Genomic DNA, 25463 nt, shown 5'->3' on the forward strand with positions numbered 1-25463 from the left:
TCTCAACATGGACATGCTCACCACATGCCCCGCGCAGCCATCAGTACCACGATCGAGTGATCGCGAACCAGGAAAGATCGGACTTAACGTCCACTTAACCCAAGATATTTCCAGGTACACGCTTGCAAGCGGCCTGCGTGTATGCACGCCAAGCACAGCGCTCACCCATCCATACTGCGCGACTACCTCGACTAGTCCCGGTTAGTCCCTCGTACGACGCGGAAGGCCCGGTCCCCTCAGGGGGCCGGGCCTTCGCCGTGCTGCCCGGCCCCGGGTGCGAGCGGCCCCGGGGTGGATCACTCTGGGTGTCTCACCGACAACACGGAGTGAGGAGAATGTGTATGCGCCGTCGCCTTGCCCTGATCCTGTCCCTGGCAGCCACGCTGTCCGCCGTGTGTATGGGCTCCAGCACCCCTGTGGCCGCCGACAGTGTGGTCATTGGGGGATTCCCCGTCAATGCGTCTCAGAGCCCCTGGACGGTCGCCCTATCGAGTCGTGACCGGTTCGGGGAGACGCGCGCCGGGCAGTTCTGCGGGGGGGTGGTGGTCGGGCGCAGCACCGTTCTCACAGCCGCCCACTGCCTCGACCGGAACGTCCTCGGCGGGCCGCCGGAGCGTGCGCGGGATCTGAAGGTCATAGCGGGGCGCACCGACCTGCTCTCGGACCGCGGCGGCCGGGAGGTCGCCGTGCGCCGCACCTGGGTGAACCCGGCGTACGACGGTGTCAGCAACTCCGGGGACTTCGCCGTCCTCACCCTGGCCGAACCTCTGCCCGCCGACTCGGTCATCGCCATGGCGGCTGACGGTGACCCGGCCTACGCGGTGGGCGAAACGGCGACTGTGTACGGGTGGGGCGACACCTCGGGTGCCGGCGAGTACCCGGACACTCTGCGGGCGGCTCGCGTGCGCGTGCTCCCCGATGCTCTCTGCGAGGAGGCGTATCCGGGAGGGGCCGACGGCACCTACGAGGCCAGGAGCATGCTCTGTGCCGGGGAGGCGGAGGGGGGCCGGGACGCCTGTCAGGGCGACAGCGGGGGGCCGCTGGTGGCCCGGGGGCGGTTGATCGGGCTGGTTTCCTGGGGGATCGGCTGCGGGCGGGCCGGAAGCCCCGGGGTGTACATGCGGGTGTCCGACATCATGCGGACGCTCGGCTGGGCCAGGGCGTGACAAGGCCGGGAGAGGTGCTCGGCGGGGCCTGAGCAGGCGGGTGCAGACGAGGACGGGCGGCTGCCTCTGGAGGTAGAGGCAGCCGCCCGTTCACCGGCCTGTGCCGTGCTGGCTCGTCGTCGGACGCGAGGTGTCAGCGCTCTTCTTCGGAGGCGGTCGCGGGAGCGGACGTCAGCCGCTCCGTCTCGTCCTGTATCTCAGCGGCGATCTTCTTGAGTTCCGGCTCGAACTTGCGCCCGTGGTGGGCGCAGAAGAGCAGCTCTCCGCCGCTGAGCAGGACGACGCGCAGGTACGCCTGGGCGCCGCAGCGGTCGCAGCGATCAGCGGCCGTCAACTGGCTCGCAGGGGTCAGAACAGTAGTCACGTCGCCTCTTCTCTAGCTCGACGAGCTGTCGTACCAGGGTCAACATCCAACCAGCCCGAAAACGTTCCCGCTCGTGGCTTTTCCTCGAAAAATCTTTGCGAGGCGGCTGTCTGCTGCCGGTTGGCGGCGAATGTGCCGTATTGCGTGTCTATGTGTCTTACGGGGCTTCGCGTTGTATCGGTGGTCGGTCCTCCCGGCTGGGTTGCCGGTTGTTCATGAGGACGTGCCCGGAGCCTAAATGGTTCATGCCTGGAAGGGAACGTGATGTGGACTTCACTCCATCGAGGGATCGAACAAGCATGCGAGGCTGGACTAGGGTGAGTTTCCGACGAGGGTGGCGTTACAACGGCTCTACCAGGCCTCGGTACCCTCTCACCGGTGACTGAAGCCGTGCCCTTACCCATGAGGGCCCCATCTGAAATTCAGCGAGGAGCGAACCGCGTGACCGCCGAAACGTCCGTGCCGTCCACAGCTCTGCTGGCAGGAGCAGACCGGGACGGTTCCAATTACACCGCGCGGCACCTGCTCGTCCTTGAGGGGCTCGAGGCCGTGCGCAAGCGCCCCGGTATGTACATCGGGTCGACCGACAGCCGTGGCCTGATGCACTGCCTCTGGGAGATCATCGACAACTCCGTCGACGAGGCCCTCGGCGGCTACTGCGACCACATCGAGGTGATCCTCCAGGACGACGGCTCGGTCGAGGTCCGGGACAACGGCCGGGGCATCCCGGTCGACGTCGAGCCCAAGACCGGCCTCTCCGGTGTCGAGGTCGTCATGACCAAGCTGCACGCCGGCGGCAAGTTCGGCGGCGGCTCGTACGCCGCATCCGGCGGTCTGCACGGCGTCGGCGCCTCCGTGGTGAACGCCCTGTCCGCCCGCCTGGACGTCGAGGTGGACCGCGGTGGGCACACCCACGCGATCAGCTTCCGGCGCGGTGTCCCCGGGGCCTTCGCCGCCACCGGCGCGGACGCGAAGTTCGAGGCCAAGAGTGGTCTGCGCAAGGCCAAGAAGATCCCGAAGACCCGCACCGGCACGCGCGTGCGGTACTGGGCCGACCGCCAGATCTTCCTCAAGGACGCCAAGCTCTCCCTGGAGAACCTGCACCAGCGCGCCCGCCAGACCGCGTTCCTGGTGCCCGGCCTGACCATCGTCGTGCGCGACGAGTACGGACTCGGCGAGGGCGGCAGCAAGGGCGAGGAGTCCTTCCGCTTCGATGGCGGGATCAGCGAGTTCTGCGAGTACCTGGCCACCGACAAGCCGGTCTGCGATGTCCTCCGGTTCTCCGGTCAGGGCACCTTCAGGGAGACCGTCCCGGTCCTGGACGAGCACGGCCAGATGACCCCCACCCAGGTCACCCGTGAGCTCGATGTCGACGTCGCGATGCGATGGGGCACGGGGTACGACACGACCTTGAAGTCGTTTGTGAACATCATCGCCACCCCCAAGGGCGGTACGCACGTCGCCGGCTTCGAGCAGGCCGTGGCCAACACGATGAACGAGGTGCTGCGCGCCAAGAAGCTGTTGCGCGTCGCCGAGGACGACGTCGTCAAGGACGACGCCCTGGAGGGCCTGACCGCGGTCGTCACCGTGCGCCTCGCGGAGCCCCAGTTCGAAGGTCAGACCAAGGAGGTCCTCGGGACCTCGGCGGCCCGCCGCATCGTGAACAACGTGATCAGCAAGGAACTCAAGGCGTTCCTGACGTCCACGAAGCGGGACGCCGCCCAGCAGGCCCGCGTCGTGATGGAGAAGGCCGTCGCCGCGGCCCGTACACGCATCGCCGCCCGGCAGCACAAGGACGCGCAGCGCCGGAAGACGGCCCTGGAGTCCTCCTCGCTGCCGGCCAAGCTCGCCGACTGCCGCAGCGACGACGTCGACCGCAGCGAGTTGTTCATCGTGGAGGGCGACTCCGCGCTCGGTACGGCGAAGCTCGCCCGGAACTCCGAGTTCCAGGCGCTGCTGCCGATCCGGGGCAAGATCCTCAACGTCCAGAAGTCGTCCGTGACGGACATGCTGAAGAACGTCGAGTGCGGCGCGATCATCCAGGTCATAGGAGCCGGCTCGGGCCGGACCTTCGACATCGACACGGCCCGCTACGGCAAGATCATCATGATGACCGACGCCGATGTCGACGGGTCGCACATCCGCACCTTGCTCCTGACCCTCTTCCACCGCTACATGCGGCCCATGGTCGAGTCCGGCCGGGTCTTCGCGGCGGTGCCGCCGCTGCACCGCGTCGAGATCGTCCAGCCGAAGAAGGGCCAGGACAGGTACGTCTACACGTACTCGGACCGCGAGCTGCGGGACAAGCTCATGGAGTTCCAGAGCAAGGGCATCCGTTACAAGGACTCGATCCAGCGCTACAAGGGTCTTGGCGAGATGGACGCGGACCAGCTGGCCGAGACGACCATGGACCCGCGCCACCGCACCCTGCGCCGGATCAACCTCTCCGACCTGGAGGCCGCCGAGCAGGTCTTCGATCTGCTGATGGGTAACGATGTGGCGCCGCGCAAGGAGTTCATCTCCAACTCGGCGGCCACGCTGGACCGGTCGCGGATCGACGCGTAGCCGCTGCGCTGGGCTATTGCCGGACAGGGTGGGCTTGGCGGCCGGGCTGGGGTGCTGGTGATCTGAGTGGGGCCGGGTGCCGGTCGGGGGCGGGTGCCTGGCTCAGCTGCCGCCGGTGGCCGCTGCGGCACCCCGCTCCGCCGGCTTGCGAGCCCTGGGTCCTGGTGTGGGTGGGCCCGGGCTGACAGGGGCCAAGGGGGCGGCCGTGCGCAGAGGCGGTGCGTTACGCCCGCGGGAAGGGGCTCGTGCGGCCACCAGCGGGTTGAGTCACCTGATGGGGTGAAGAGCTTGGGGAAGAAGAGTCAGGGATCTTCCCGTTCTGTCCATCCTTGGGCATGCAGCCAAGCAAGGGCCGTCCCCGCGGAAGCAGGGCCGGTCAGGAGAGTCGGGTCGAGCCCCTCGACGGTCATGACCCGGTCCCGGCCGAGGAGGCCGGACAGCTGAGGTACGACGATCCCTGGTACGACGCCCTCGCCTCCGGCTGGGGCGAGTCGGCCGGTGCCGGAACACCCGCTCCGGCGGCGGTGCCGTCGGCGCGAAGGGAGGACGGGACCGGGGCAGCGGCGGCCGATGTGTACCTGGAGGTGCAGCGCAGCGCGGCCTTCCAGGAAGTCAGGCGGCGATACCGGAGGTTCGTGGTGCCGGCCTTCGTGGCCTTCTTCGTCTGGTACCTGGGCTACGTGGTGGCTGCCACGACCGCGCCGGAGCTGATGGCCCGGCCGGTGGCGGGAGCGGTGAACGTGGCGATGGTCGCGGGGCTCGGGCAGTTCCTGACCACGTTCCTGTTCACCTGGGCGTACGCACGGCATGCGCGGCTGCGCAGGGACCGGGCGGCGCTCGAACTGCGCTGGGACACCCAGGAACTGACACGCGGAGTGAACGGAGGTGTCTCGTGACGGGTGAGCATCAGACGCTGGCGCTGCTGCTGTTCAGCGCGTTCGTCGCGGTCACGCTGGGGATCACGACGTGGGTGAGCCGTAACCGGCGCGGTTCGGCGGAGGAGTTCTATGCGGGTGGGCGGCTGTTCTCACCGATGGAGAACGGTTTTGCCATCGCGGGCGACTACATGTCGGCCGCCTCCTTCCTGGGGGTCACCGGGCTCATCGCGCTGTTCGGCTACGACGGGCTGCTGTATGTCGTGGGCTTCCTGGTGGCCTGGCTGGTGGTGTTGTTCCTCGTGGCCGAACTGGTGCGCAACTGCGGCCGGTTCACGCTCGCCGATGTGGTGGCGGCACGGATGAGGGAGCGACCGGTTCGGATCGCGGCGGGAACTTCCTCGGTCACCGTGTCCGTTCTGTATCTGGTGGCGCAAATGGTCGGTGCGGGCAGCCTGGTGGCGCTGCTGCTCGGGGGCACGAGCGGGGCGGCGCGGGCCTGGACCGTCATCGGGGTCGGCGCGCTGATGGTGATCTACGTGTCGTTGGGAGGGATGCGGGCGACCACGTGGATCCAGATCGTCAAGGCCGTGCTGCTGCTCGGCGGCACCATCACGCTGACGGTGCTCGTCCTGATGCGCTTCCACGGCGACCTGGACCGGCTGTTGCTCACCGCGGCCGAGCGCAGCGGGCACGGGGAGGCCTTCCTGGCGCCGGGCCTGAAGTACGGCGGGGACTGGACCGCCCGCTTCGACTTCATCAGCCTGGGGCTAGCTCTGGTGCTGGGTACGGCGGGGCTGCCGCACATTCTGTCCCGCTTCTACACCGTGCCCACCGCGCGGGCCGCGCGCCGCTCGGTCGTCTGGGCGGTCGGGCTCATCGGTGGCTTCTACCTGATGACGATCGTGCTCGGCTTCGGCGCGGCCGCCCTTGTGGGGCCGGACGCGGTCCGCGGGTCGAATGCGGCCGGGAACACGGCGGTTCCGCTGCTGGCACTGGACCTGGGCGGTGGTGCCGGGTCCACGGGGGGAACGGTTCTCTTCGCGATCGTCGCTGCGGTCGCCTTCGCCACGATCCTCGCCGTGGTCGCCGGCATCACGCTCGCGTCCTCGGCGTCAGTCGCCCACGACCTGTACGCGTCCCTGAGGCGCAAGGGCGGGAAACCGCGCAGCGAGGTGGCCGTGGCACGGATCGCGGCCGTCGGGGTCGGGGTGGTGGCGATCGGCCTCGGTCTGCTGGCGCGGGATCTCAACGTCGCGTTCCTGGTGGGCCTGGCCTTCGCCGTCGCCGCGTCGGCGAACCTCCCGGTGCTGCTCTACTCCCTGTTCTGGCGCGGATTCACCACCCGCGGCGCCGTGTGGGCCGTCTACGGCGGTCTGGTTCCGGCCGTGGTGCTCGTGGTGCTGTCGCCGGTGGTCTCGGGCAGTCCCGACTCGCTGTTCCCAGGCGTCGACCTGCAGTACTTCCCGCTGCAGAACCCGGGCCTGGTCTCGATCCCTCTGGGCTTCCTCGCGGGCTGGCTGGGCACGGTCGCCTCCCCGGAGGCCCCGGACGAGGCCAAGCACGCGGAGACCGAGGTGCGGTCGCTGACCGGAGCGGGAGCGGCGTAGGGGCGGTGCCACGCAGGGCCGTGCGCCTGGAGCCGCGGTTCACAGAGATCCACCGCGAGATCGGTGAGCCCCTCGGTGAAGAGGTGCGCATCATCCGCGAGAGGGGATCCGCCCGTGTCGTCGCCTGAGTTCATCGGTCCCCGGCCCCGGGAGACGGCCGAGGCCACGGACCGTGCACACTCGCGCGCCCGGTGCCGCCCGCACGCGGAAGGTCTCGATCGACCTCGTCAGGGCCCTACTCCGGGTCGGAGTCCTCGGACGGTGGGAGGCGCTCGCCCGAGCCGAGGTCATCAACCCGCTCACCGATGTTCTTGGTCCGCACATCAAGATGCTCAACTCGATGAGATGGCCGAGATGGCCGAGACGGCCTCGAGTTGACCGCCTAGGCGCGGGTCGCCCACACGTAACGGTGTTCCGGGCGGCCCGCGTCGCCGTACTTGAGGGTGAGCCTGGCCCGCCCCGTGCGCTCCAGGAGCTTCAGATACCGCTGCGCGGTCTGGCGGCTCACCCCGGTCCGCTCGGCGATCTCCTGGGCGGACAGCGGCCCGTCGGCGTTCATCAGGGACTGGCGGACCAGTTCGGCCGTGGTGGGGGAGTGGCCCTTGGGCAGGTCGGGCTCCGACGGTGCCGACAGCGCTCCGAAGATCCGGTCCACCTCGGCCTGCTCGGCCTCCCCGCCGCCGTCGAGGGTGCGGCGCAGCTCCGCGTACGCCTCCAGCTTGGCGCGCAGCCCGGGGAAGGCGAACGGCTTGACCAGGTACTGCAGCGCGCCCTGCCGCATCGCCGCCTGCACGGTGGACACGTCCCGGGCCGCCGTCACCATGATCACGTCGGTCTGGTGGCCGCGCCGCCGCATCTCCTGGACGACCTCGAGACCCGTGTGGTCGGGCAGGTAGTGGTCCATGAGCACCAGGTCGAGCCGGGGCAGCGTCTCCAGCCGGTGCAGCGCGTCCGCGGCGCTGTGGGCCTGGGCCGCGACATGGAAGCCCGGCACCTTCTCGACGTAGGCGGCGTTGACCCGCGCGACCCTCGTGTCGTCGTCCACGACCAGGACCTCGATCATCACGGCTCCTCCTTGACGGTCTGCGGTACGGACGGTGCGGTCAGGGCCGGTTCGGGGCCCGCCTCGGCCAGCGCTTCGGGCAGGACGACGGTGAACTCCGCGCCCCCGCCGTGCGCCTCGCCGACGGTCGCGCTTCCGCCCTGCCGCTCGGCGAGCCTGCGCACCAGGGGGAGGCCGATGCCCCGCTCGCGGTGGGCCGGCGGCTTCTTCGTGGACCATCCCTCGGTGAAGATCAACTCCTGGTGCTCGGGCGGAATTCCCGGACCCGTGTCACGTACCCGGAGAACCGCCGTGCGGCCCTCGCCGCGCAGTTCGACCTCCACGCGCGCGTGCGGCTCGCCCGCCACGGCGTCGAGGGCGTTGTCCACCAGGTTTCCGACGACGGTGACGAGCCCCCGGGGGTCGATCAGACGGTCGGGCAGCCGGGTCCGGTCCGACACCCACAGGGCGACGCCCCGCTCGGCCGCGACGGTCGCCTTGCCGACCAGCAGGGCGGCCAGCAGCGGATCCTCGATCCGCTCGGTGACCTGCTCAGCGGTGGCCCGGTGATCACCGACCACCTCGCCGACGAACTCGACGGCGTCGTCGTACATCTCCAGTTCGAGCAGCCCCAGAAGGGTGTGCATCCGGTTGGCGTGCTCGTGGTCCTGGGCGCGCAGGGCATCGATCAGACCGCGGGTGGAGTCGAGTTCGCGGCCCAGTTGCTCCAGCTCGGTGCGGTCGCGCAGGGTGGCCACGGCACCACCGTCGTCGGTGGGCATGCGGTTGGCGACCAGCACCCGGTGGCCCCGCACGGTGAGCAGATCCGTGCCGGTGACGCGTCCGGCCAGCACGTCGGCCGTACGGCCCGCGCCGAGCGCCTCGTCGGGGGTACGGCCCACCACTGCCTCCCCGATGCCCAGCAGGCGCTGTGCCTCGTCGTTGACGAGGCGGACGCGGCCGGTGCGGTCCAGGGCGACGACGCCCTCCCGGATGCCGTGCAGCATCGCCTCGCGTTCCGACAGGAGCGCCGCGATGTCGGAGAAGGCCAGGTCCCTGGTCTGCCGCTGGACCCGCCGGGAGATGAGCCAGGCGGCCAGCGCGCCGACGGCGAGGGCGCCGCCGGCGTACACGAGCAGCCCCGGGATCGCGTGGATCAGCCGGGCCCGGACGCTGTCGTAGGCGATGCCCACCGAGACCGCGCCGACGACGGTGCCGTCGCTGTCGCGCAGCGGCACCTTGCCCCGGGCGGAGCGGCCCAGGGTGCCACTGTCGATCTCCATGACCTCCTTGCCGGCCAGGGCCTGCCCGGGGTCGGTCGAGACGATGCCGCCGATCTGCTTCGGGTCGGTGTGGGACCAGCGCACGCCGCGCCAGTCCATCACCACGACGTACTCGGCTTTGGTGGCCCTCCGGATCCGCTCCGCCTCCTGCTGCACCGGACCGTTCGGCGAGGGAGGCGTGTCCCTCACTTCCTCCACGAGGCGCGGCTGCTGCGCTGTGGTCTGCGCGATGGCGAGCGCGCGGCGCATCGCCTGGTCGTCCAGCTGGTTGCTCAGGGGCGCGAGGAACAGCCCGGTCGCAAGGACCGCGACTCCCGCGGCGATCGCCACCTGCATCAGCAGCACCTGCGAGAACACCCGCCGCGGCAGGCCGAGGCGCAGGCGGCGCGCGGGGGGAGTGGGGCTCATACCCAAGAAGGTACGTGCGGCCGCGAGGCTGCCGTAACGGGTGTGGTGTGGATCTCTTGATCCATATGTGCGTAGGCCGTGTCCACGCCCGCCGGGGACGGAGGAGACGGGACGGTCAGCTCGCCAGTGCTGTCGTCACCCTCACCTCGCGCACGGCCACCACGTCCATCCGGGCGGGTGAACCGAGCACGGACGCGCCGCAGCTCTCGGCACGGGGCGGCAGGGCGGCGCCCTGGGCCACGTCGACCTGCCAGCGGCGCCCGTCGGCGTGGGCTACGGTCACCTCCCAGCCCGTGGCCGAGCCGGCCGTCCGTACGACGCTCAGTGCCTCCGCGGCGTATTCGCCGGTTCTGGTGCGCACGGCGAGTTCGGCCGCCTGGCCGGGCCGTTCCCAGGCCGAGCTGCCCCGGCACCCCTCCACGACGATCCGTCCCTCCCGGGCGCTGTGCAGGACCTCCTTGAGGGTGTGTGCCTCGGCCCGGCCGTACGCGTATCCGTACGGCAGCACGAGCACCGTCGGGGAGAAGCGGTGCCCACCCAGATGGGTGACCTCCCAGACGCCCTCCACCCCGGAGGTCGCCAGTTCGGTGGCGAGGGGCCGGCCGAGGAGGGCACAGCAGCGGTCGCGCTTGCCGTTGGTGCAGACGAGGGCGAGCGGATCACCGTCGTGGGGCCGTCCGCCCAGCACCGCGTCGAAGGTGGCGTGGTCGCCCCGCCCGAGCGCGGCGAAGTCGAGGTCGAGCAGTTGCCCGGGATCCGAGGTCGTGGCGCTGCGCAGCCACACGTTCCCCGGAACGATGTGGGCCGCGAACACCCGGCGGGCGGCGGGCGTACGGCGGTCCGCGTGGCGCCCGGGGCGGCGGATCAGCACGATACGTACGCCCGTGTCCTTGGCGGCCGCCTCAAGGGCACGTCCCAGCGCGGGGTCCAGGTGGCTCGAGGTGAGCGCCTTGGCACCCCACGGACCGGGCTGTTCCAGCAACAGCCAGGTCCTCGCGGTGGCCGCGGTTCCCGAAACGGGCTCGTCGGAGTCCCGGGAGACGCTTGAGCACGTACTCACAGAGGTGAGCCTAACCTGAGTCGGGCCGCAGCTCACTTCGGCCCCGCCCCGATCTACTCCGGCAGTGGCTGAGGCGGCTTCGGACCGGCGTAGAGACCGCTCGGGCGCATGCGCAGCGGGCGTTCGCCGTACTCCTCGAGGGCGTGGGCGATCCAGCCCGCCGTGCGGGCCACGGCGAAGATCGTCTCGCCCGCGGTCGGGGGCATGCCGCAGGAGGCCGTGAGCACGGCGAGCGCCAGGTCGACGTTGGCGTGCAGCGGGGTGTGGCGGGCGGTGGTCTCCACGATGTCACGGGCCGCGAGGAGGGCGGGCTCGGCGGCGGGGATGTCCTCCAGGACCGCGAACAGGGCACGCGCGCGTGGGTCCTCGCCCCGGTAGAGCCGGTGGCCGAGGCCCGGGATACGGCGTCCGGCGCGCAGTTCGGCCGCGATCACGGGGGCCGAGGCGCCCTGGTCGAGGACGTCCTGCAGCAGCCGGTGAGCGAGTCCGCTGGCCGCGCTGTGCAGCGGCCCCTCGATGACGCCGAGCCCGGCGGAGACCGCCGCGTAGGCGTGGGCTCGCGCCGACGCGGCGACGCGCACCGCGAGCGTGGAGGCGGCCAGGTCGTGATCGACCAGGAGGGCGAGGGCGGTGTCCAGGGCGCGCAGGGACGCCTCGTCGGGGTCCCGGCAGCACAGCCGGTTCCACAGGCGGTGGGCCAGCGGGCCCGTGTCGCGGCGGACGTGTCCCGCCGGCGGCAGGGCGGCGACGAGCGTGGGGATGAGGGTGCGCGCCGTGCCGAGGACGGCGTCGTCGGACAGGTCGAAGCGCAGCGGGTCGGCGGTCGCGGCGGCGATCGCCGCGACCCGCAGCAGATCGGTGGGCGCGGCGTGTTCGGGCAGCGCGGATTCAATGCGTCAACCTTCACGGCCCGGGTCATCGCGTCGACCGGCGCGGACGTGGCGGCGTGCCTCGCCGGGGCGGTGGCGGCACTGTCGGGGCCGTTGCCCGGGGGCGCTCCGAGTCGCGCGCTGGACACTCTGGACGCGATCGGCACGCCGGACCGTATCGACTCGTGGGTGCGGCAGCGGGTGCTCGCCGGTGAGCGCCTCATGGGGTTCGGGCACGCGATCTACCGCACGGAGGACCCGCGGTCCCGGATGCTGCGCGAGGTCGCCCAGGGGTTCGGCGGGCCACGGGTGGACTTCGCCGTCGAGGTCGAGCGTCACATCGAGGAGATCCTGGCGGAGCTGAAGCCCGGCCGTGAACTGCACACCAACGTCGAGTACTACGCGGGCGTGGTCATGGAACTCTGCGGCTTGCCCCGCGAGATGTTCACCCCGACCTTCGCCGCCGCGCGCGTGGTGGGCTGGAGCGCCAACATCCTGGAACAGGCGGAGGACACGAAGATCATCCGGCCGGTGGCGCGGTACGTGGGGCCGGAGGCGCCGGCCCCGGTGCCGACCGCATAAGCGGTCAACAGTGCTCAGAACGGGTTGATGATCGATTCTCTGCTTTCTTCCGTCACTCTTGGGGATGTTCTTCCGGAGTGTGAGTGGCGCCACTCCCGCAGGTGATAAAAAGGGCCCGCGAAGGCGCGTTGCATCCTTGGGGCACGGGGCTGAACCGTGGGCGTGGTGCCCAGCGGTAGCGCTCAGACCTGCGAACATGCCGCTACGCGCGCGGCAGCGGGCGTATGCGCTCGTGCCTTGAGAACAGAGGGAATTCAACAGTGAGTCAGATCATCCGCCGCCTTGGTGTCGCTCCACGCTATCGAGGCAGTACTGGTGGTGGGACATGTCCCGACATTTTTGAACTCGCTGACGGCAACTTCGCCGTCATCGGCACCGATGTCACTGACTCTCTGGACGGCCAGCTTCCAGACGACGCCGCACGCGCCGACTACGAACGCATCGTCGTGATCACACGCGAAACCCTCGTCAAGGCGAAGAGGGACATCCCGGACGCCTGAGCGGCGACGCCCTGGAGGCCGCGAGCCCCAGGGTGACCAGGGACCGGCCCGACACGTCAGCGACGCCGGGCCGGCCCTCCCGTCAGTCGGCCGGGGGCGGTTCGCCGACCACCCACCACTCGTCGGTGTCCGCTTCGTCGAGTTGCAGGAGCAGGTCGTCGACCAGTTCGCCGAGTTCCGCCTCCTCGGTGCCTGTCAGGCTCGCGCGCTGCTGCTGTGTCGCGTACCAGTACTCCCGCATGATCGGGTTCTGGAAGATGCCCCGGACGTGCTTGAAGAACTCGTCCCTGCCCATGTTGCCGATGCGGTAGTAGCAGAGCAGGTTGGTGTACACCGCGTTGGCGAAGAGATACTGCCGGCGCCGCTCCGGGGTGACGGGCCGCTCGAATATGTCCAGGACCTCGGCGAGTTCGGGGTCGTCCATCGCCTTGCTCAGCAACTCCCAGTGCTGACGCTGCTGCCGAGCCAGATTGACGCGCTGCTGCGTCCGTGCGCGCTGTTCCAGCTCCTCCAGGCGCTCGTGCAGAGCGTCCAGAGCCTGCCGCTGCGCCGCCATGGCGACGAGAGCGCCAGCCGCCATGCCCAGGCCGGCGGCGGCAGCGGCGCTCAGTCCCCGTATCCCAAAACTCTGTGTGGCCATGTCAACCCCCGGTTCAGGCGGCCGTGTCCGCCGGTCGTCGGGGTGCGGGTCGACTGGAGGGGACCGGCGAGCGGTGGCGGCGCTTGCCGTCTCCCAGAGTGCCGAGCGGCTCTGATCGGCGGGGAGGCGGAGAGGAGGCGCACGGAGGGAAGCGAGGGTCGCACAAACCGGCGCCATGCCCAACGTCTGCCCCGCCAGTGCTGCTAACAATCGTTCACTTCGTCGCGATTCTCACGGCTCGTATCCTGGGGTGGCATCCCCATCTCGTACGTGTGCCGGCAACGCGAGCCGGTGCACGCGTCGGCGTGAAAGAGGTCGCACGGTGAGTCAGCCGAGCCCGGAACCGCAGCAGATCCCGGTCGTCGTCCTGGCCGGATTCCTCGGTTCGGGAAAGACCACGCTGCTCAATCACCTTCTGCACCGCAGCGGCGGCAGCAGGATCGGCGCCCTCGTGAACGACTTCGGGGCCGTGGAGATCGACGCGATGGCCGTGGCGGGAGCGCTCGGCGACTCGACCGTCTCTCTCGGCAACGGCTGCCTGTGCTGTGCCGTCGACGCGAGCGAGCTGGACGCGTACCTGGAGCGGCTCGCGGAGCCCTCCCTCGGCATCGACGCCATCGTCATCGAGGCCAGCGGTCTCGCCGAGCCGCAGGAACTGGTCCGCATGCTGCTCGCCAGCGAGTACCCGGGCATCGTCTACGGCGGGCTCGTCGAAGTCGTCGACGCCGCCGAGCTCGACGACACCCGTTCCCGGCATCCCGAGATCGACCGGCACCTCGCGCTGGCCGACCTCGTCGTGGTCAACAAGCTCGACCGGGCGGCGGACGGCGAACGCGTCCTCGGCCTCGTCCGGTCCCTCGTCGACCGCGCCGCCGTCGTGCCGGCCACGTACGGCCGGATCGACCCCGAGTTCCTCTTCGACTGCCGGCCGAGCGAGGAACGCATCGGGCAGCTGTCCTTCGACGACCTCCACGAACACGGCGCGGGCGACCACGCCGGGCACCTGCACACCGCGTACGACAGCCTCTCGTTCGTCTCGCCGGAGCCCCTCGACCCGCGCCGGCTGATGGCGTTCCTCGACAGCCGGCCCGAGGGGCTGTACCGGATCAAGGGGTACGTCGGCTTCGGGCCGTACGACGTCCGTAACCGCTACGCCGTCCATGCCGTCGGACGGTTCCTGCGTTTCTACCCGGAGCCCTGGCCGGCCGGCGAGGAGCGGCTCACCCAGCTGGTCCTCATCGGCTCGGGCATCGACGCCTCAGCTCTCGGCAAGGAGCTTCAGGCGTGCACGAGCGACGCCCCACACGCCGACGAACACGGCATGTGGGGCGTCCTGCGGTACGTGCGCGATCCCGAGTCGGATCCCGAGGAACCGGCCTAGACCGGCCCGGCCACCACCGCCACCGTCTTCGCCAGCGACACCCCCGAGCCGTCACGGCGCGGGTCGACGTCCGGGAGGTCGGCCGGGGTGCCGTTCTTCTGCGCGGCACGGGCGGGGACCGCACCCGCCCAGGCCAGGGACAGACAGTCCTCGCCCTTCAGGAACCGCTGGCAGCGGACACCGCCGGTGGCCCGGCCCTTGCGCGGGTACTGGTCGAACGGGGTCAGCTTGGCCGTCGTCTGGACCGAGTCGTCCAGCGTGCCCCGCGAGCCCGCGATGGTGAAGACGGCGGCGTCCACCGCCGGGTCGATCGCCGTGAAGGAGATGACCTTCGCGCCCTCGGACAGCTTGATGCCGGCCACACCGCCCGCCGGCCGGCCCTGCTGGCGCACCTGGGACGCCTGGAAGCGCAGCAGCTGCGCGTCGTCGGTGATGAAGACCAGGTCCTCCTCGCCGGTGCGCAGCTCGACGGCGCCGACGACCCGGTCGCCCTCCTTGAGGGTGATCACCTCGAGCTCTTCCTTGTTGGCCGGGTAGTCCGGCACCACGCGCTTGACCACGCCCTGTGCCGTGCCGAGCGCCAGGCCCGGCGACGACTCGTCGAGCGTCGTCAAGCACACCACCGTCTCGTCGTCCTCCAGGGAGACGAACTCCGCCAGCGGGGCGCCCCCCGCGAGGTTGGGCGTCGGCAACGGCTCCGGGAGCTGGGGCAGGTCGACCACGTTCAGCCGCAGCAGCCGGCCCGCCGAGGTGACCGCGCCCACCTCGCCGCGGGCGGTGGCCGGCACCGCCGAGAGGATCACGTCGTGCTTCACGCGCTTGGCGCCGGCGTCCTGTGCGAACGGCTCGTCGTTCGCCGTACGGGCCAGCAGTCCCGTCGAGGACAGCAGCACACGGCACGGGTCGTCGGCCACCTGCAGGGGTACCGCGGCGACCGGGGCGCCGCCCGACTCCAGCAGGACCGTACGCCGGTCGGTGCCGAACTTCTTGGCGACCGTGGCCAGTTCGGAGGAGACCAGCTTGCGCAGCTCGGCGTCCGAGTCGAGGATCCGGGTCAGTTCCTCGATCTCGGCGCTGAGCCGGTCCTTCTCCGTCTCCAGCTCGATGCGGTCGTACTTGGTCAGCCGGCGCAGCGGTGTGTCGAGGATGTACTGCGTCTGCACCTCGCTCAGCGAGAACTGCTCCATCAGGCGCTGCTTCGCCTGCGCGGAGTTCTCACTGGAGCGGATCAGCCGGATGACCTCGTCGATGTCCAGCAGGGCCGTCAGCAGACCCTCGACCAGGTGCAGCCGGTCGCGCTTCTTGCCGCGGCGGAACTCCGAACGCCGCCGTACGACGTTGAAGCGGTGGTCGAGATAGACCTCCAGCAGCTCCTTCAGGCCCAGCGTGAGCGGCTGGCCGTCGACCAGGGCCACGTTGTTGATGCCGAAGGACTCCTCCATCGGCGTCAGCTTGTAGAGCTGCTCCAGGACCGCCTCCGGCACGAAGCCGTTCTTGATCTCGATGACCAGGCGCAGGCCGTGCTCGCGGTCGGTGAGGTCCTTGACGTCGGCGATGCCCTGGATCTTCTTCGAACCGACCAGGTCCTTGATCTTGGCGATGACCTTCTCCGGGCCGACCGTGAAGGGCAGCTCCGTGACGACGAGGCCCTTGCGGCGGGCCGTCACGGGCTCCACGGACACCGTCGCGCGGATCTTGAACGTGCCGCGGCCCGCCTCGTAGGCGTCCCGGATGCCGGACAGGCCGACGATGCGGCCGCCCGTCGGCAGGTCCGGGCCGGGGACGTGCTTCATCAGGGCGTCGAGATCGGCGTTCGGGTGCCGGATCAGGTGCCGGGCGGCTGCGATGACCTCGCGCAGGTTGTGCGGCGGCATGTTCGTGGCCATGCCGACGGCGATGCCCGAGGCGCCGTTGACCAGCAGGTTCGGGAAGGCGGCGGGCAGAGCCACCGGTTCCTGCTCCTGGCCGTCGTAGTTGGGGTTGAAGTCGACGGTGTCCTCGTCGATCGAATCCGTCATCAGACTCGTCGCCGCGGCCATCCGGCACTCGGTGTACCGCATGGCGGCCGGCGGGTCGTCGTTGCCCAGCGAGCCGAAGTTGCCGTGCCCGTCCACCAGGGGGACACGCATCGAGAAGGGCTGGGCCATGCGCACGAGGGCGTCGTAGATCGACGCGTCGCCGTGCGGGTGCAGCTTGCCCATCACCTCGCCGACGACACGGGCGCACTTGACGTACCCGCGCTCGGGGCGCAGGCCCATCTCGCTCATCTGGTAGACGATGCGGCGGTGCACCGGCTTGAGGCCGTCACGGGCGTCCGGCAGGGCTCGGGAGTAGATGACCGAGTACGCGTACTCGAGGAAGGAGCCCTGCATCTCGTCGACGACGTCGATGTCGAGGATCCTCTCCTCGTACGAGTCGTCGGGCGGCGGGGTCTTCGTGCTGCGGCGGGCCATCGCTGCCGGCTCCTCCTGTTACTGGTCGCTCGCCTCGGGGCGTCATGTCGGTGACGGGACGCCGATCGTGCCCGGCCCTCCGGGCCTTGGCGCGCTCGCCCTCTCGTCACCGGCCGCCCCTGCGGCTCGCTCATGCTGCTGCGATCCGGATCTGACGCCGACCATTGTGGACCGCCGCACTGACAACCGGGACCAGGGCCCGTCATCCGGCCGCCGCACCCGGTCCCCCGGCAGCCGGCGAGTCTGCTCTCCGCGTACCCCGCCCGGGAACTTCACCAGCGCTTCGCGCGCTTGCATACAGTGGCAGGACCGGCAGGAATCCGCGGTTGTGAAGACCGCTCCGCGATCGAAGGGACGTACATGCCCATGGGTCACACGGCCACAGCCCAGGCAGGCTCCGGGGGCCTGACAGCGACCGAGCACCGCCTGGCCAACGGTCTGCGCGTGGTGCTCTCCGAGGACCACCTGACCCCGGTCGCGGCGGTGTGCCTCTGGTACGACGTCGGCTCGCGCCACGAAGTCAAGGGGCGTACCGGCCTGGCTCACCTTTTCGAGCACTTGATGTTCCAGGGATCCGCCCAGGTGAAGGGCAACGGCCACTTCGAGTTCGTCCAGGGCGCGGGCGGCTCGCTGAACGGCACCACCAGCTTCGAGCGGACCAACTACTTCGAGACCATGCCCGCCCACCAGCTGGAGCTCGCCCTCTGGCTGGAGGCCGACCGCATGGGCTCCCTGCTCACGGCCCTCGACGACGAGTCGATGGAGAACCAGCGCGACGTCGTCAAGAACGAGCGCCGCCAGCGCTACGACAACGTCCCCTACGGCACCGCCTTCGAGAAGCTGACCGCTCTCGCCTATCCGGAGGGTCACCCGTACCACCACACCCCGATCGGCTCGATGGCCGACCTGGACGCGGCGACCCTGGAGGACGCGCGGGCGTTCTTCCGCACCTACTACGCGCCGAACAACGCCGTGCTCTCCGTGGTCGGCGACATCGACCCGGAGCAGACCCTGGTCTGGATCGAGAAGTACTTCGGCTCCATCCCCGGCCACGACGGCAAGCCCGCCCCGCGTGAGGGCTCGCTGCCGGAGACCATCGGCGAGCAGCTGCGCGAGGTCGTCGAGGAGGAGGTTCCCGCGCGCGCCCTGATGGCCGCCTACCGGCTGCCGCACGACGGCACGCGCGCGTGCGACGCGGCCGACCTGGCCCTCACCGTCCTCGGCGGCGGCGAGTCCTCCCGCCTCTACAACCGTCTCGTGCGGCGCGACCGCACGGCCGTGGCGGCCGGTTTCGGTCTGCTGCGGCTCGCCGGGGCACCCTCCCTGGGCTGGCTGGACGTGAAGACGTCCGGCGACGTGGAGGTCCCGGTCATCGAGGCGGCCATCGACGAGGAGCTCGCCCGGTTCGCCGAGGAGGGCCCCACGGCCGAGGAGATGGAGCGCGCCCAGGCCCAGTTGGAGCGCGAGTGGCTGGACCGGCTCGGCACGGTCGCGGGCCGCGCCGACGAACTGTGCCGGTACGCCGTGCTGTTCGGCGACCCGCAGCTCGCCCTGACCGCCGTCCAGCGCGTGCTGGAGGTCACGGCGGAGGAGGTCCAGGAGGTCGCCAAGGCCCGCCTGCGCCCCGACAACCGCGCGGTGCTCGTCTACGAGCCCGTCGCCGACGAGACCGACGAGGCCGAGGACACCGCAGCCGCGGCCGGCGACGAGAACGAGGAGGCGGCCAAGTGACCGAGCTCGCCACGATGGATTTCCACCCCCGGCCGCAGGCGGGCGAGGCCCGGCCCTGGGCCTTCCCGGCCCCCGAGCGCGGCACGCTCGGCAACGGCCTGACGCTGTTGCGCTGCCACCGCCCCGGACAGCAGGTCGTCGCCGTGGAGGTGCTGCTGGACGCGCCCCTGGAGGCCGAGCCGGCCGGCCTCGACGGTGTGGCCACGATCATGGCGCGGGCCTTCTCGGAGGGCACCGACAAGCACTCCGCCGAGGAGTTCGCCGCCGAGCTGGAGCGCGCCGGCGCCACCCTCGACGCACACGCCGACCACCCCGGTGTCCGGCTCAGCCTGGAGGTACCGGCCTCCCGGCTCGCCAAGGGACTCGGCCTGATCGCCGACGCCCTCAGGGCTCCCGCGTTCGCGGACAGCGAGGTCGAGCGACTGGTCCGCAACCGCCTCGACGAGATCCCGCACGAGCTGGCCAACCCCTCCCGCCGTGCCGCCAAGGAGCTCTCCAAGGAACTGTTCCCGGCGGGCTCGCGCATGTCGAGGCCCCGGCAGGGCACCGAGGAGACGGTCGCCGCGATCGACTCCGCGGCCGTACGCGCCTTCTACGAGAAGCACGTCAGGCCCGCCACGGCCACTGCCGTGGTCGTCGGCGACCTCACCGGCATCGACCTCGACGCCCTGCTCGGCGACACCCTGGGGTCGTGGACCGGCTCCTCGGCCGAGCCGCGCCCGGTGCCGCCGGTCACCGCCGACGACACGGGCCGGGTCGTCATCGTGGACCGCCCGGGCGCCGTCCAGACGCAGGTGCTGATCGGCCGCGTCGGCCCGGACCGGCACGACCGGGTGTGGCCCGCCCAGGTGCTCGGCACGTACTGCCTCGGCGGCACCCTCACCTCCCGCCTGGACCGCGTCCTGCGCGAGGAGAAGGGCTACACCTACGGCGTGCGCTCGTTCGCCCAGGTCCTCAGGTCCGCCCCGGACGGGACCGGTGCCTCGATGCTGGCCATCAGCGGCTCCGTGGACACGCCCAACACCGGACCGGCCCTGCAGGACCTCTGGACGGTGCTGCGCACCCTCGCCGCCGAGGGCCTGACCGACGCCGAGCGGGACGTCGCCGTGCAGAACCTGGTCGGCGTGGCGCCGCTGAAGTACGAGACGGCGGCGGCCGTCGCGAGCACGCTGGCGGACCAGGTCGAGCAGCACCTGCCGGACGACTACCAGGCCACGCTGTACCGGCAGCTCGCCGCGACCGGCACCGTGGAGGCCACCGCGGCGGCCGTCAGCGCCTTCCCGGTGGACCGTCTGGTGACCGTCCTCGTCGGTGACGCGGCGCAGATCCAGGGCCCGGTCGAGGCCCTCGGCATCGGCGAAGTCGCGGTCGTCGCCGCCGAGTAGGGCACGCGTGCGGAGGAGCCCTGGTTGTCTTCCAAGGCGCCAGGGCTCCTTTATGCCCGAATTGATACGGAGGTTGCCTGTCTGCCCTGTGGGATGCGCTACAAAAGCCGGGATTCGTTTGGGAATTGAAAGTGCCGCCGCTTAGCGTCATCCGGGCTGTTCGTCAGGCAGTGCGCCGCACCCGCGGCACCGGACAGTCATCGCCGAGTCCCCGTACGGCGCGAGCCAGGGGAGCCGGGGACCCAACCGCAGTCCCTGGGGTGAATCGGACGCCCGCGCGAGCCGCGAGGGGGTCCGTAGGAGACCTTCCTGCTCCGAACCCGTCAGCTAACCCGGTAGGCGAGAGGGAAGGAAAGGACCAGCCACCACATGGCGTTCACGCGCGCCACCGGGAAGCACCGTCGTCCCAGCAGGATCCAGCGCGGCACGGCCCGCGCGGCGGGCGTCGCGGCCCTCGCCACCACCGGCGTCATCGGCAGTGTGGCCGCCCCGGCCGCTTTCGCCGCCGAGCCCGCTCCCGAGCAGACCGGCCTCACACCCGTCGTCACCATGGGCGACACCGTCGCCCAGCAGATCGACGCGCAGGCTCTCGCCCAGAAGCAGGCGGCCGAAGAGGCCGCCGCCAAGAAGAAGGCCGAGGAGGCCGCCCGCGAGCGGGCCGCCGAGGCGGCCAAGAAGGCCAAGGAGGCGGCTGAGAAGGCCCGCGAGGCCAAGGAGCGCGCGGCCCGTGAGGCCGAGCGCAAGCGCCTCAACACCTTCGTGTCCCCGATCGCGGGCTCGTACGTCTCCACCGGCTACAAGGCCGGCGGCGCCGTCTGGTCCTCCGGCAGCCACACCGGCGTCGACTTCCACGCCGCCAGCGGCACCGCCGTCCAAGCCGTCGGCATGGGCACGGTCGTCGAGGCCGGCTGGGGTGGTTCCTACGGCAACCAGGTCGTCATCAAGATGAACGACGGGACGTACACCCAGTACGGCCACCTGTCGTCCGTCGGCGTCTCGGTGGGTCAGCAGGTCACCCCCGGTCAGCAGATCGGCCTGTCCGGCGCCACCGGCAACGTCACCGGCGCGCACCTGCACTTCGAGGCGCGCACGAGCCCCGAGTACGGCTCGGACATGGACCCCGTCGCCTATCTCCGCTCGCACGGCGTGAACCTCTGACGGGCACACCGCTCCGTTTCCGCGAGGCCCCGGCTCCACGAGCCGGGGCTTTCGGCGTTCATGGCGGCCGGTTGTCCAAAAAATATCCCTGGATTCCGGGCTGCCGTCGGAAATTCCGGCTCATTGCAATAGAGTCACGGAACACGCGTCACTCGTCGACGTTTCACGGGGATTAAACGGAGGTCGGTCATGCGTATTCCCGCGCACTCGGTGTGCACGGCCATCCGGGACGACATCGTCGCGGGTGTCCACGCGCGCGGCAGCCGGCTCACCGAGGAACTCCTCGCGCGCCGCTACGGCGTCTCGCGCGTCCCCGTCCGGGAGGCCCTGCGCACCCTGGAGGCCGAGGGCTTCGTGGTGACCCGGCGGCACGCGGGCGCGTGCGTCGCCGAACCCACCGAGCAGGAGGCCGCCGACCTGCTGGAGATGCGCATGCTGCTGGAGCCGCTCGGTGCCGCCCGGGCCGCCCAGCGCCGCACCGAGGCGCATTTGAAGGTCCTGCGCGGGCTGGTCCGGCTCGGCCAGGAGCGCGCCCGCCGGGGCAGCAGCGACGACCTGCGCTCCCTGGACGGCTGGTTCCACGAGACGCTCGCCCAGGCCTCCGGCAGCCCCGCTCTGACCTCGATGCTCACCCAGCTCCGTCACAAGATCGCCTGGATGTACGCCGTGGACGTGCCGGCCAGCCCCGTGGAGTCGTGGACGGAGCACGGCGCGATCGTGGACGCGGTGGCGCGCGGGGACGGCGAGCGCGCGCGGGCGGTCACGGCGCTGCACACCGAGCGCGCGACGGCCGCGCACCGCCTGCGCTTCGGCTCCGCCGCTGAGGGAGGCGAGCGCACCGAGCGTGTGAGGAACTCGCAACATCCCGTAAACACGGCGAGCCTGCGACATTAACACGACAGCCGTATACAAAGAGCAGGGAATTCCAGGGGGCTTATTTCCTGCTGCCCCGGCACGGATAATCAACCGGCCTCGGTAATGGCGAAGGGCTCGCCCGATGAATTCGGACGAGCCCTTCCGTGTGCGCCCGAATAGGCGCACCGCGTATCAGACGGTCTCAGGCAGTTCCTCGAGACCCTCGGAGACCAGCTTGGCCAGCCGGTCCAGGGCGGCGTCCGCGCCCTCGGCGTCGGAGGCGAGGACGATCTCCTCGCCACCCTGGGCGCCCAGGCCCAGGACGGCCAGCATGGAGGCCGCGTTAACGGGGTTGCCGTCAGCCTTGGCGATCGTCACCGGGACGCCTGCGGCCGTGGCGGCTCGGACGAAGATGGAGGCGGGGCGGGCGTGGAGACCCTCGGCCCAGCCGACGTTGACGCGGCGCTCAGCCATGTGTTGCTGCCCTTCGGTGTTCAGGTTGTCTAGACCAGTTTCCCACATCGTGAAGCCACCCGGAGCGGTCCTCGCGTTCCGCTCCGGAGGTGCCGTCGGATCGCGGCCTCGACCCGACTGACGCCCTCCACAGACTGCCTCGCGCCGTTGTCAGGCGCTAGCCGTACTCTGGGGCCCATGCAGACCTCGCCGGACCGGCATGAGTATCCCGCCCACTGGGAAGCCGACGTGGTGCTGCGCGACGGTGGCACCGCGCGCATCCGGCCCATCACCGTTGATGACGCCGATCGCCTCGTCAGCTTCTACGAGCAGGTCTCCGACGAGTCGAAGTACTACCGCTTCTTCGCGCCGTACCCTCGCCTGTCCGCCAAGGACGTCCACCGCTTCACGCACCACGACTTTGTGGACCGGGTGGGACTCGCGGCCACGGTCGGCGGCGAGTTCATCGCCACCGTACGCTACGACCGGATCGGCGCCGACGGAACGCCCGCGTCCGCACCCGCCGACGAGGCCGAGGTCGCCTTCCTCGTCCAGGACGCCCACCAGGGCCGGGGTGTCGCCTCCGCCCTGCTCGAACACGTCGCCGCCGTCGCCCGGGAGCGCGGCATCCGCCGCTTCGCCGCCGAGGTGCTGCCCGCCAACAGCAAGATGATCAAGGTGTTCACGGACGCCGGGTACACCCAGCAGCGCAGCTTCGAGGACGGGGTGGTCCGTCTGGAGTTCGACCTCGAACCCACCGACCGCTCCCTCGCGGTGCAGTACGCGCGCGAACACCGCGCCGAGGCCCGCTCCGTGCAGCGGCTGCTCGCCCCCGGCTCGGTCGCCGTCATCGGCGCCGGGCGCACCCCGGACGGCGTGGGCCGCAGCGTCCTCGGCAACATCCGCGACGCCGGCTTCACCGGCCGCCTGTACGCCGTGAACAAGGCCCTTCCCGAGGAGCAGAAAGAGCTCGACGGGGTTCCCGCCCACCGCTCGGTGCGGGACATCGACGGCCCCGTCGACCTCGCGGTCGTCGCCGTACCGGCCGAACACGTCACCGACGTCGTCACCGCGTGCGGCGAACACGGGGTGCAGGGGCTCGTCGTGGTCTCCGCCGGTTACGCCGAGAGCGGCCCCGAGGGGCGCGAACGCCAGCGCGCACTCGTGCGGCACGCGCGCATGTACGGCATGCGGATCATCGGGCCGAACGCCTTCGGCATCATCAACACCTCCCCGCGGGTCCGGCTCAACGCCTCCCTCGCCCCCGAGACCCCGCGCCCGGGCCGGATCGGCCTGTTCGCCCAGTCCGGTGCCATCGGCATCGCCCTGCTCTCCCGGCTGCACCGGCGCGGCGGCGGTGTCACGGGCGTGACCGGCGTCTCCACCTTCGTCTCCTCCGGCAACCGGGCCGACGTCTCCGGCAACGATGTCCTCCAGTACTGGTACGAGGACCCCGACACCGACGTCGTCCTCATGTACCTGGAGTCGATCGGGAACCCCCGCAAGTTCACCCGCCTCGCCCGCCGGACCGCCGCGGCGAAGCCGCTGGTCGTCGTCCAGGGCGCGCGGCACGGCGCCGCACCCCAGGGGCACGCCGTACGGGCGACGCGACTGCCGCACGCGACCGTCTCGGCCCTGCTGCGGCAGGCCGGCGTCATCCGCGTCGACACCATCACCGAGCTGGTGGACGCGGGCCTGCTCCTCGCCCGGCAGCCCCTGCCCGACGGGCCCCGGGTGGCGATCCTCGGCAACTCCGAGTCGCTCGGGCTGCTCACCTACGACGCGTGCCTCGCCGAGGGCCTACGGCCGCACCCTCCGCAAGACCTGACGACGGCGGCGTCGGCGGCGGACTTCCACGCGGCCCTGACCCGCGCGCTGGCCGACGACCGGTGCGACGCGGTCGTCGTCACCGCCATACCTGCGGTCGGGGAGGGCCCGGTCGCCGACGCGGCCCTCGCGCAGGCGCTGCGCTCCGCCGCCGCCGCGGCTCCGGCCAAGCCGGTCCTGGTGGTGCACGTGGAGCTCGGTGGCCTGGCCGAGGCCCTGTCCGCGGCGGCGAGCACGGCACCCCAGGCCGGGGCGGACCATCCGCAAGCGGGGGCGGACCATCCGCCAGCCGGGGTGGACCACCCTCCGCGGAACGCCCCCCGCCCGGCATCCACCGAGGAACGGCTCCCTGCTGCCGACGCTCCCGAAGGCGCCCACCTCATCCCCGCCTACCCCGCCGCCGAGCGCGCCGTCCGCGCCCTCGCCCAGGCCGTCACCTACGCGCAGTGGCGGCGCGAGGCCGCCGACCCCGGCCGGGTGCCCGAGTACGAGGACATCGACGAGAAGGGCGCCGCTGCCCTGATCGACGGCTCGCTCGCGCGCGGGCAGGGGCTCACGCTCGGCACCGAGGAGACCTGTGACCTGCTCGGCCACTACGGCATCCAGGTCCACCGCGCCCTGCCCGCCCCGACCGCGGACACCGCCGCCGAAGCCGCCGGCATCCTCGGCTACCCCGTGGCCCTCAAGGCCACCGCCCCGCACCTCAGGCACCGCGCCGACCTGGGCGGAGTCCGCCTGGACCTCGCGGACGAGGAGCAACTGCGACGGGCGTACGACGAGTTGACGGAGCTGTTCGGTACGCCGGAGGAGCTGCGCCCCGTCGTGCAGCGCATGGCACCACGCGGGGTGGACGTCGTCGTCCGGGCCGTCATCGACCCGGCGGCCGGAGCCGTACTCTCCTTCGGGCTCGCCGGCGCCGCCTCACAGCTGCTCGGGGACACGGCGCACCGGTTGATCCCGGTCACCGACACGGAGGCGACCTCGCTGGTGCGCTCGATCCGAACCGCACCCCTGCTGTTCGGCTGGCGCGGCTCCGCACCGGCCGACACCGGCGCCCTGGAGGAGCTGCTGCTGCGGGTGTCCCGGCTGGTCGACGACCACCCGGAGGTCGTCGCGGTCACCCTGGAGCCGGTCGTGGTCGCCTCGCACGGCCTGAGCGTCCTGGGCGCCTCGGTCCGCCTCGCGCCCCCGCCCGCCCGCGACGACCTCGGCCCGCGGACCCTCCCCGCGTACTGACAGGGGGCGAGCGGTGCCTC

General features: G+C 71.1%; 18 protein-coding genes, 2 pseudogenes and 1 riboswitch. Of the genes and pseudogenes, 12 read left to right on the plus strand and 8 right to left on the minus strand.

Going from position 1 to position 25463, the window contains the following annotated elements; translation table 11 throughout:
- The first annotated feature begins 341 nt into the window (after positions 1 to 341).
- Positions 342 to 1166 (plus strand): S1 family peptidase, encoded by an 825-nt coding sequence (locus tag ACZ5TL_RS37475; RefSeq protein WP_468595254.1) that lies wholly within the window; start codon positions 342 to 344, stop codon positions 1164 to 1166.
- Positions 1167 to 1299: 133 nt separating this feature from the next.
- Here ACZ5TL_RS37475 and ACZ5TL_RS37480 read toward each other — a convergent pair whose 3' ends face one another.
- A complete protein-coding gene (locus ACZ5TL_RS37480) occupies positions 1300 to 1530 on the minus strand; it encodes a DUF7455 domain-containing protein (protein ID WP_010034922.1) in 231 nt (76 codons plus the stop codon).
- A gap of 441 nt (positions 1531 to 1971) precedes the next feature.
- Between ACZ5TL_RS37480 and ACZ5TL_RS37485 the strand changes: the two genes are divergently transcribed.
- The 3 genes from ACZ5TL_RS37485 to ACZ5TL_RS37495 all read left to right on the plus strand — a co-directional run bounded on the left by ACZ5TL_RS37485 (position 1972) and on the right by ACZ5TL_RS37495 (position 6580).
- The gene (locus tag ACZ5TL_RS37485; RefSeq protein WP_468595255.1) at positions 1972 to 4095 is read left to right on the plus strand and encodes a DNA gyrase/topoisomerase IV subunit B; all 2124 of its coding nucleotides are present in this window, start codon (positions 1972 to 1974) and stop codon (positions 4093 to 4095) included.
- A gap of 335 nt (positions 4096 to 4430) precedes the next feature.
- Complete coding sequence (locus ACZ5TL_RS37490; protein WP_468595256.1) at positions 4431 to 4991, plus strand: DUF485 domain-containing protein; 561 nt, start codon at positions 4431 to 4433, stop codon at positions 4989 to 4991.
- A complete protein-coding gene (locus ACZ5TL_RS37495; protein WP_468595257.1) occupies positions 4988 to 6580 on the plus strand; it encodes a solute symporter family protein in 1593 nt (530 codons plus the stop codon). Before ACZ5TL_RS37490 ends, ACZ5TL_RS37495 begins: the two co-directional genes overlap by 4 nt.
- Before the next feature lie 382 nt (positions 6581 to 6962).
- Here the strand turns inward: ACZ5TL_RS37495 and ACZ5TL_RS37500 are convergent, their stop codons facing one another.
- The 4 genes and pseudogenes from ACZ5TL_RS37500 to ACZ5TL_RS37515 form a co-directional block, all read right to left on the minus strand.
- Positions 6963 to 7643 (minus strand): response regulator, encoded by a 681-nt coding sequence (locus ACZ5TL_RS37500; protein WP_468595291.1) that lies wholly within the window; start codon positions 7641 to 7643, stop codon positions 6963 to 6965.
- A complete protein-coding gene (locus ACZ5TL_RS37505; RefSeq protein ID WP_468595258.1) occupies positions 7643 to 9313 on the minus strand; it encodes a sensor histidine kinase in 1671 nt (556 codons plus the stop codon). The genes ACZ5TL_RS37500 and ACZ5TL_RS37505 overlap by 1 nt, the downstream gene beginning before the upstream one ends.
- A gap of 115 nt (positions 9314 to 9428) precedes the next feature.
- Positions 9429 to 10373 carry a sucrase ferredoxin gene (locus ACZ5TL_RS37510; RefSeq protein WP_468595259.1) on the minus strand — a complete coding sequence of 315 codons (945 nt, stop codon included), beginning with the start codon at positions 10371 to 10373 and terminating at the stop codon, positions 9429 to 9431.
- Between the two features lie 53 nt (positions 10374 to 10426).
- Positions 10427 to 11269: pseudogene (locus ACZ5TL_RS37515) on the minus strand (citrate/2-methylcitrate synthase); the annotation flags it as partial.
- Between ACZ5TL_RS37515 and ACZ5TL_RS37520 the strand changes: the two are divergent.
- Both ACZ5TL_RS37520 and ACZ5TL_RS37525 read left to right on the plus strand, forming a co-directional pair.
- Positions 11258 to 11824: pseudogene (locus tag ACZ5TL_RS37520) on the plus strand (citrate/2-methylcitrate synthase); the annotation flags it as partial. The pseudogenes ACZ5TL_RS37515 and ACZ5TL_RS37520 sit on opposite strands and share 12 nt — an antisense overlap.
- 224 nt (positions 11825 to 12048) lie before the next feature.
- Entirely contained in the window at positions 12049 to 12324 is a 276-nt protein-coding gene (locus tag ACZ5TL_RS37525; protein ID WP_468595260.1) for a hypothetical protein, read from the plus strand.
- 82 nt (positions 12325 to 12406) lie between these two features.
- Here the strand turns inward: ACZ5TL_RS37525 and ACZ5TL_RS37530 are convergent, their stop codons facing one another.
- On the minus strand, positions 12407 to 12964 hold the full coding sequence (locus ACZ5TL_RS37530; RefSeq protein WP_468595261.1) for a DUF6082 family protein: 558 nt from the start codon (positions 12962 to 12964) through the stop codon (positions 12407 to 12409).
- A 322-nt stretch (positions 12965 to 13286) separates the two neighbouring features.
- Here ACZ5TL_RS37530 and ACZ5TL_RS37535 point away from each other — a divergent pair, with 322 nt between their 5' ends.
- Positions 13287 to 14345, plus strand: a complete 1059-nt coding sequence (locus ACZ5TL_RS37535; protein ID WP_468595262.1) for a CobW family GTP-binding protein — start codon at positions 13287 to 13289, stop codon at positions 14343 to 14345.
- Here ACZ5TL_RS37535 and ACZ5TL_RS37540 read toward each other — a convergent pair.
- Positions 14342 to 16798 (minus strand): DNA gyrase/topoisomerase IV subunit A, encoded by a 2457-nt coding sequence (locus ACZ5TL_RS37540; RefSeq protein ID WP_468595263.1) that lies wholly within the window; start codon positions 16796 to 16798, stop codon positions 14342 to 14344. The two genes, ACZ5TL_RS37535 and ACZ5TL_RS37540, sit on opposite strands and share 4 nt — an antisense overlap.
- Positions 16799 to 17158: 360 nt before the next feature.
- On the opposite strand from ACZ5TL_RS37540, the gene ACZ5TL_RS37545 reads away from it, so the two are divergent.
- The 4 genes from ACZ5TL_RS37545 to ACZ5TL_RS37560 all read left to right on the plus strand — a co-directional run bounded on the left by ACZ5TL_RS37545 (position 17159) and on the right by ACZ5TL_RS37560 (position 21966).
- On the plus strand, positions 17159 to 18529 hold the full coding sequence (locus ACZ5TL_RS37545; protein WP_468595264.1) for a M16 family metallopeptidase: 1371 nt from the start codon (positions 17159 to 17161) through the stop codon (positions 18527 to 18529).
- Positions 18526 to 19914 (plus strand): M16 family metallopeptidase, encoded by a 1389-nt coding sequence (locus ACZ5TL_RS37550; RefSeq protein ID WP_468595265.1) that lies wholly within the window; start codon positions 18526 to 18528, stop codon positions 19912 to 19914. Before ACZ5TL_RS37545 ends, ACZ5TL_RS37550 begins: the two co-directional genes overlap by 4 nt.
- Before the next feature lie 191 nt (positions 19915 to 20105).
- Positions 20106 to 20271, plus strand: a riboswitch (cyclic di-AMP (ydaO/yuaA leader).
- A gap of 12 nt (positions 20272 to 20283) precedes the next feature.
- Positions 20284 to 21072, plus strand: coding sequence for a M23 family metallopeptidase (locus ACZ5TL_RS37555; protein WP_468595266.1), 789 nt, complete (start codon positions 20284 to 20286; stop codon positions 21070 to 21072).
- A gap of 189 nt (positions 21073 to 21261) precedes the next feature.
- Positions 21262 to 21966 carry a GntR family transcriptional regulator gene (locus tag ACZ5TL_RS37560; RefSeq protein WP_468595267.1) on the plus strand — a complete coding sequence of 235 codons (705 nt, stop codon included), beginning with the start codon at positions 21262 to 21264 and terminating at the stop codon, positions 21964 to 21966.
- A 153-nt stretch (positions 21967 to 22119) separates the two neighbouring features.
- Here the strand turns inward: ACZ5TL_RS37560 and ACZ5TL_RS37565 are convergent, their stop codons facing one another.
- Positions 22120 to 22401, minus strand: coding sequence for an HPr family phosphocarrier protein (locus ACZ5TL_RS37565; RefSeq protein WP_003993478.1), 282 nt, complete (start codon positions 22399 to 22401; stop codon positions 22120 to 22122).
- 177 nt (positions 22402 to 22578) lie between these two features.
- On the opposite strand from ACZ5TL_RS37565, the gene ACZ5TL_RS37570 reads away from it, so the two are divergent.
- Complete coding sequence (locus tag ACZ5TL_RS37570) at positions 22579 to 25443, plus strand: bifunctional acetate--CoA ligase family protein/GNAT family N-acetyltransferase (RefSeq protein WP_468595268.1); 2865 nt, start codon at positions 22579 to 22581, stop codon at positions 25441 to 25443.
- Positions 25444 to 25463: the final 20 nt, after the last annotated feature.

This window comes from Streptomyces sp. NPDC033136 (genome assembly GCF_055578235.1).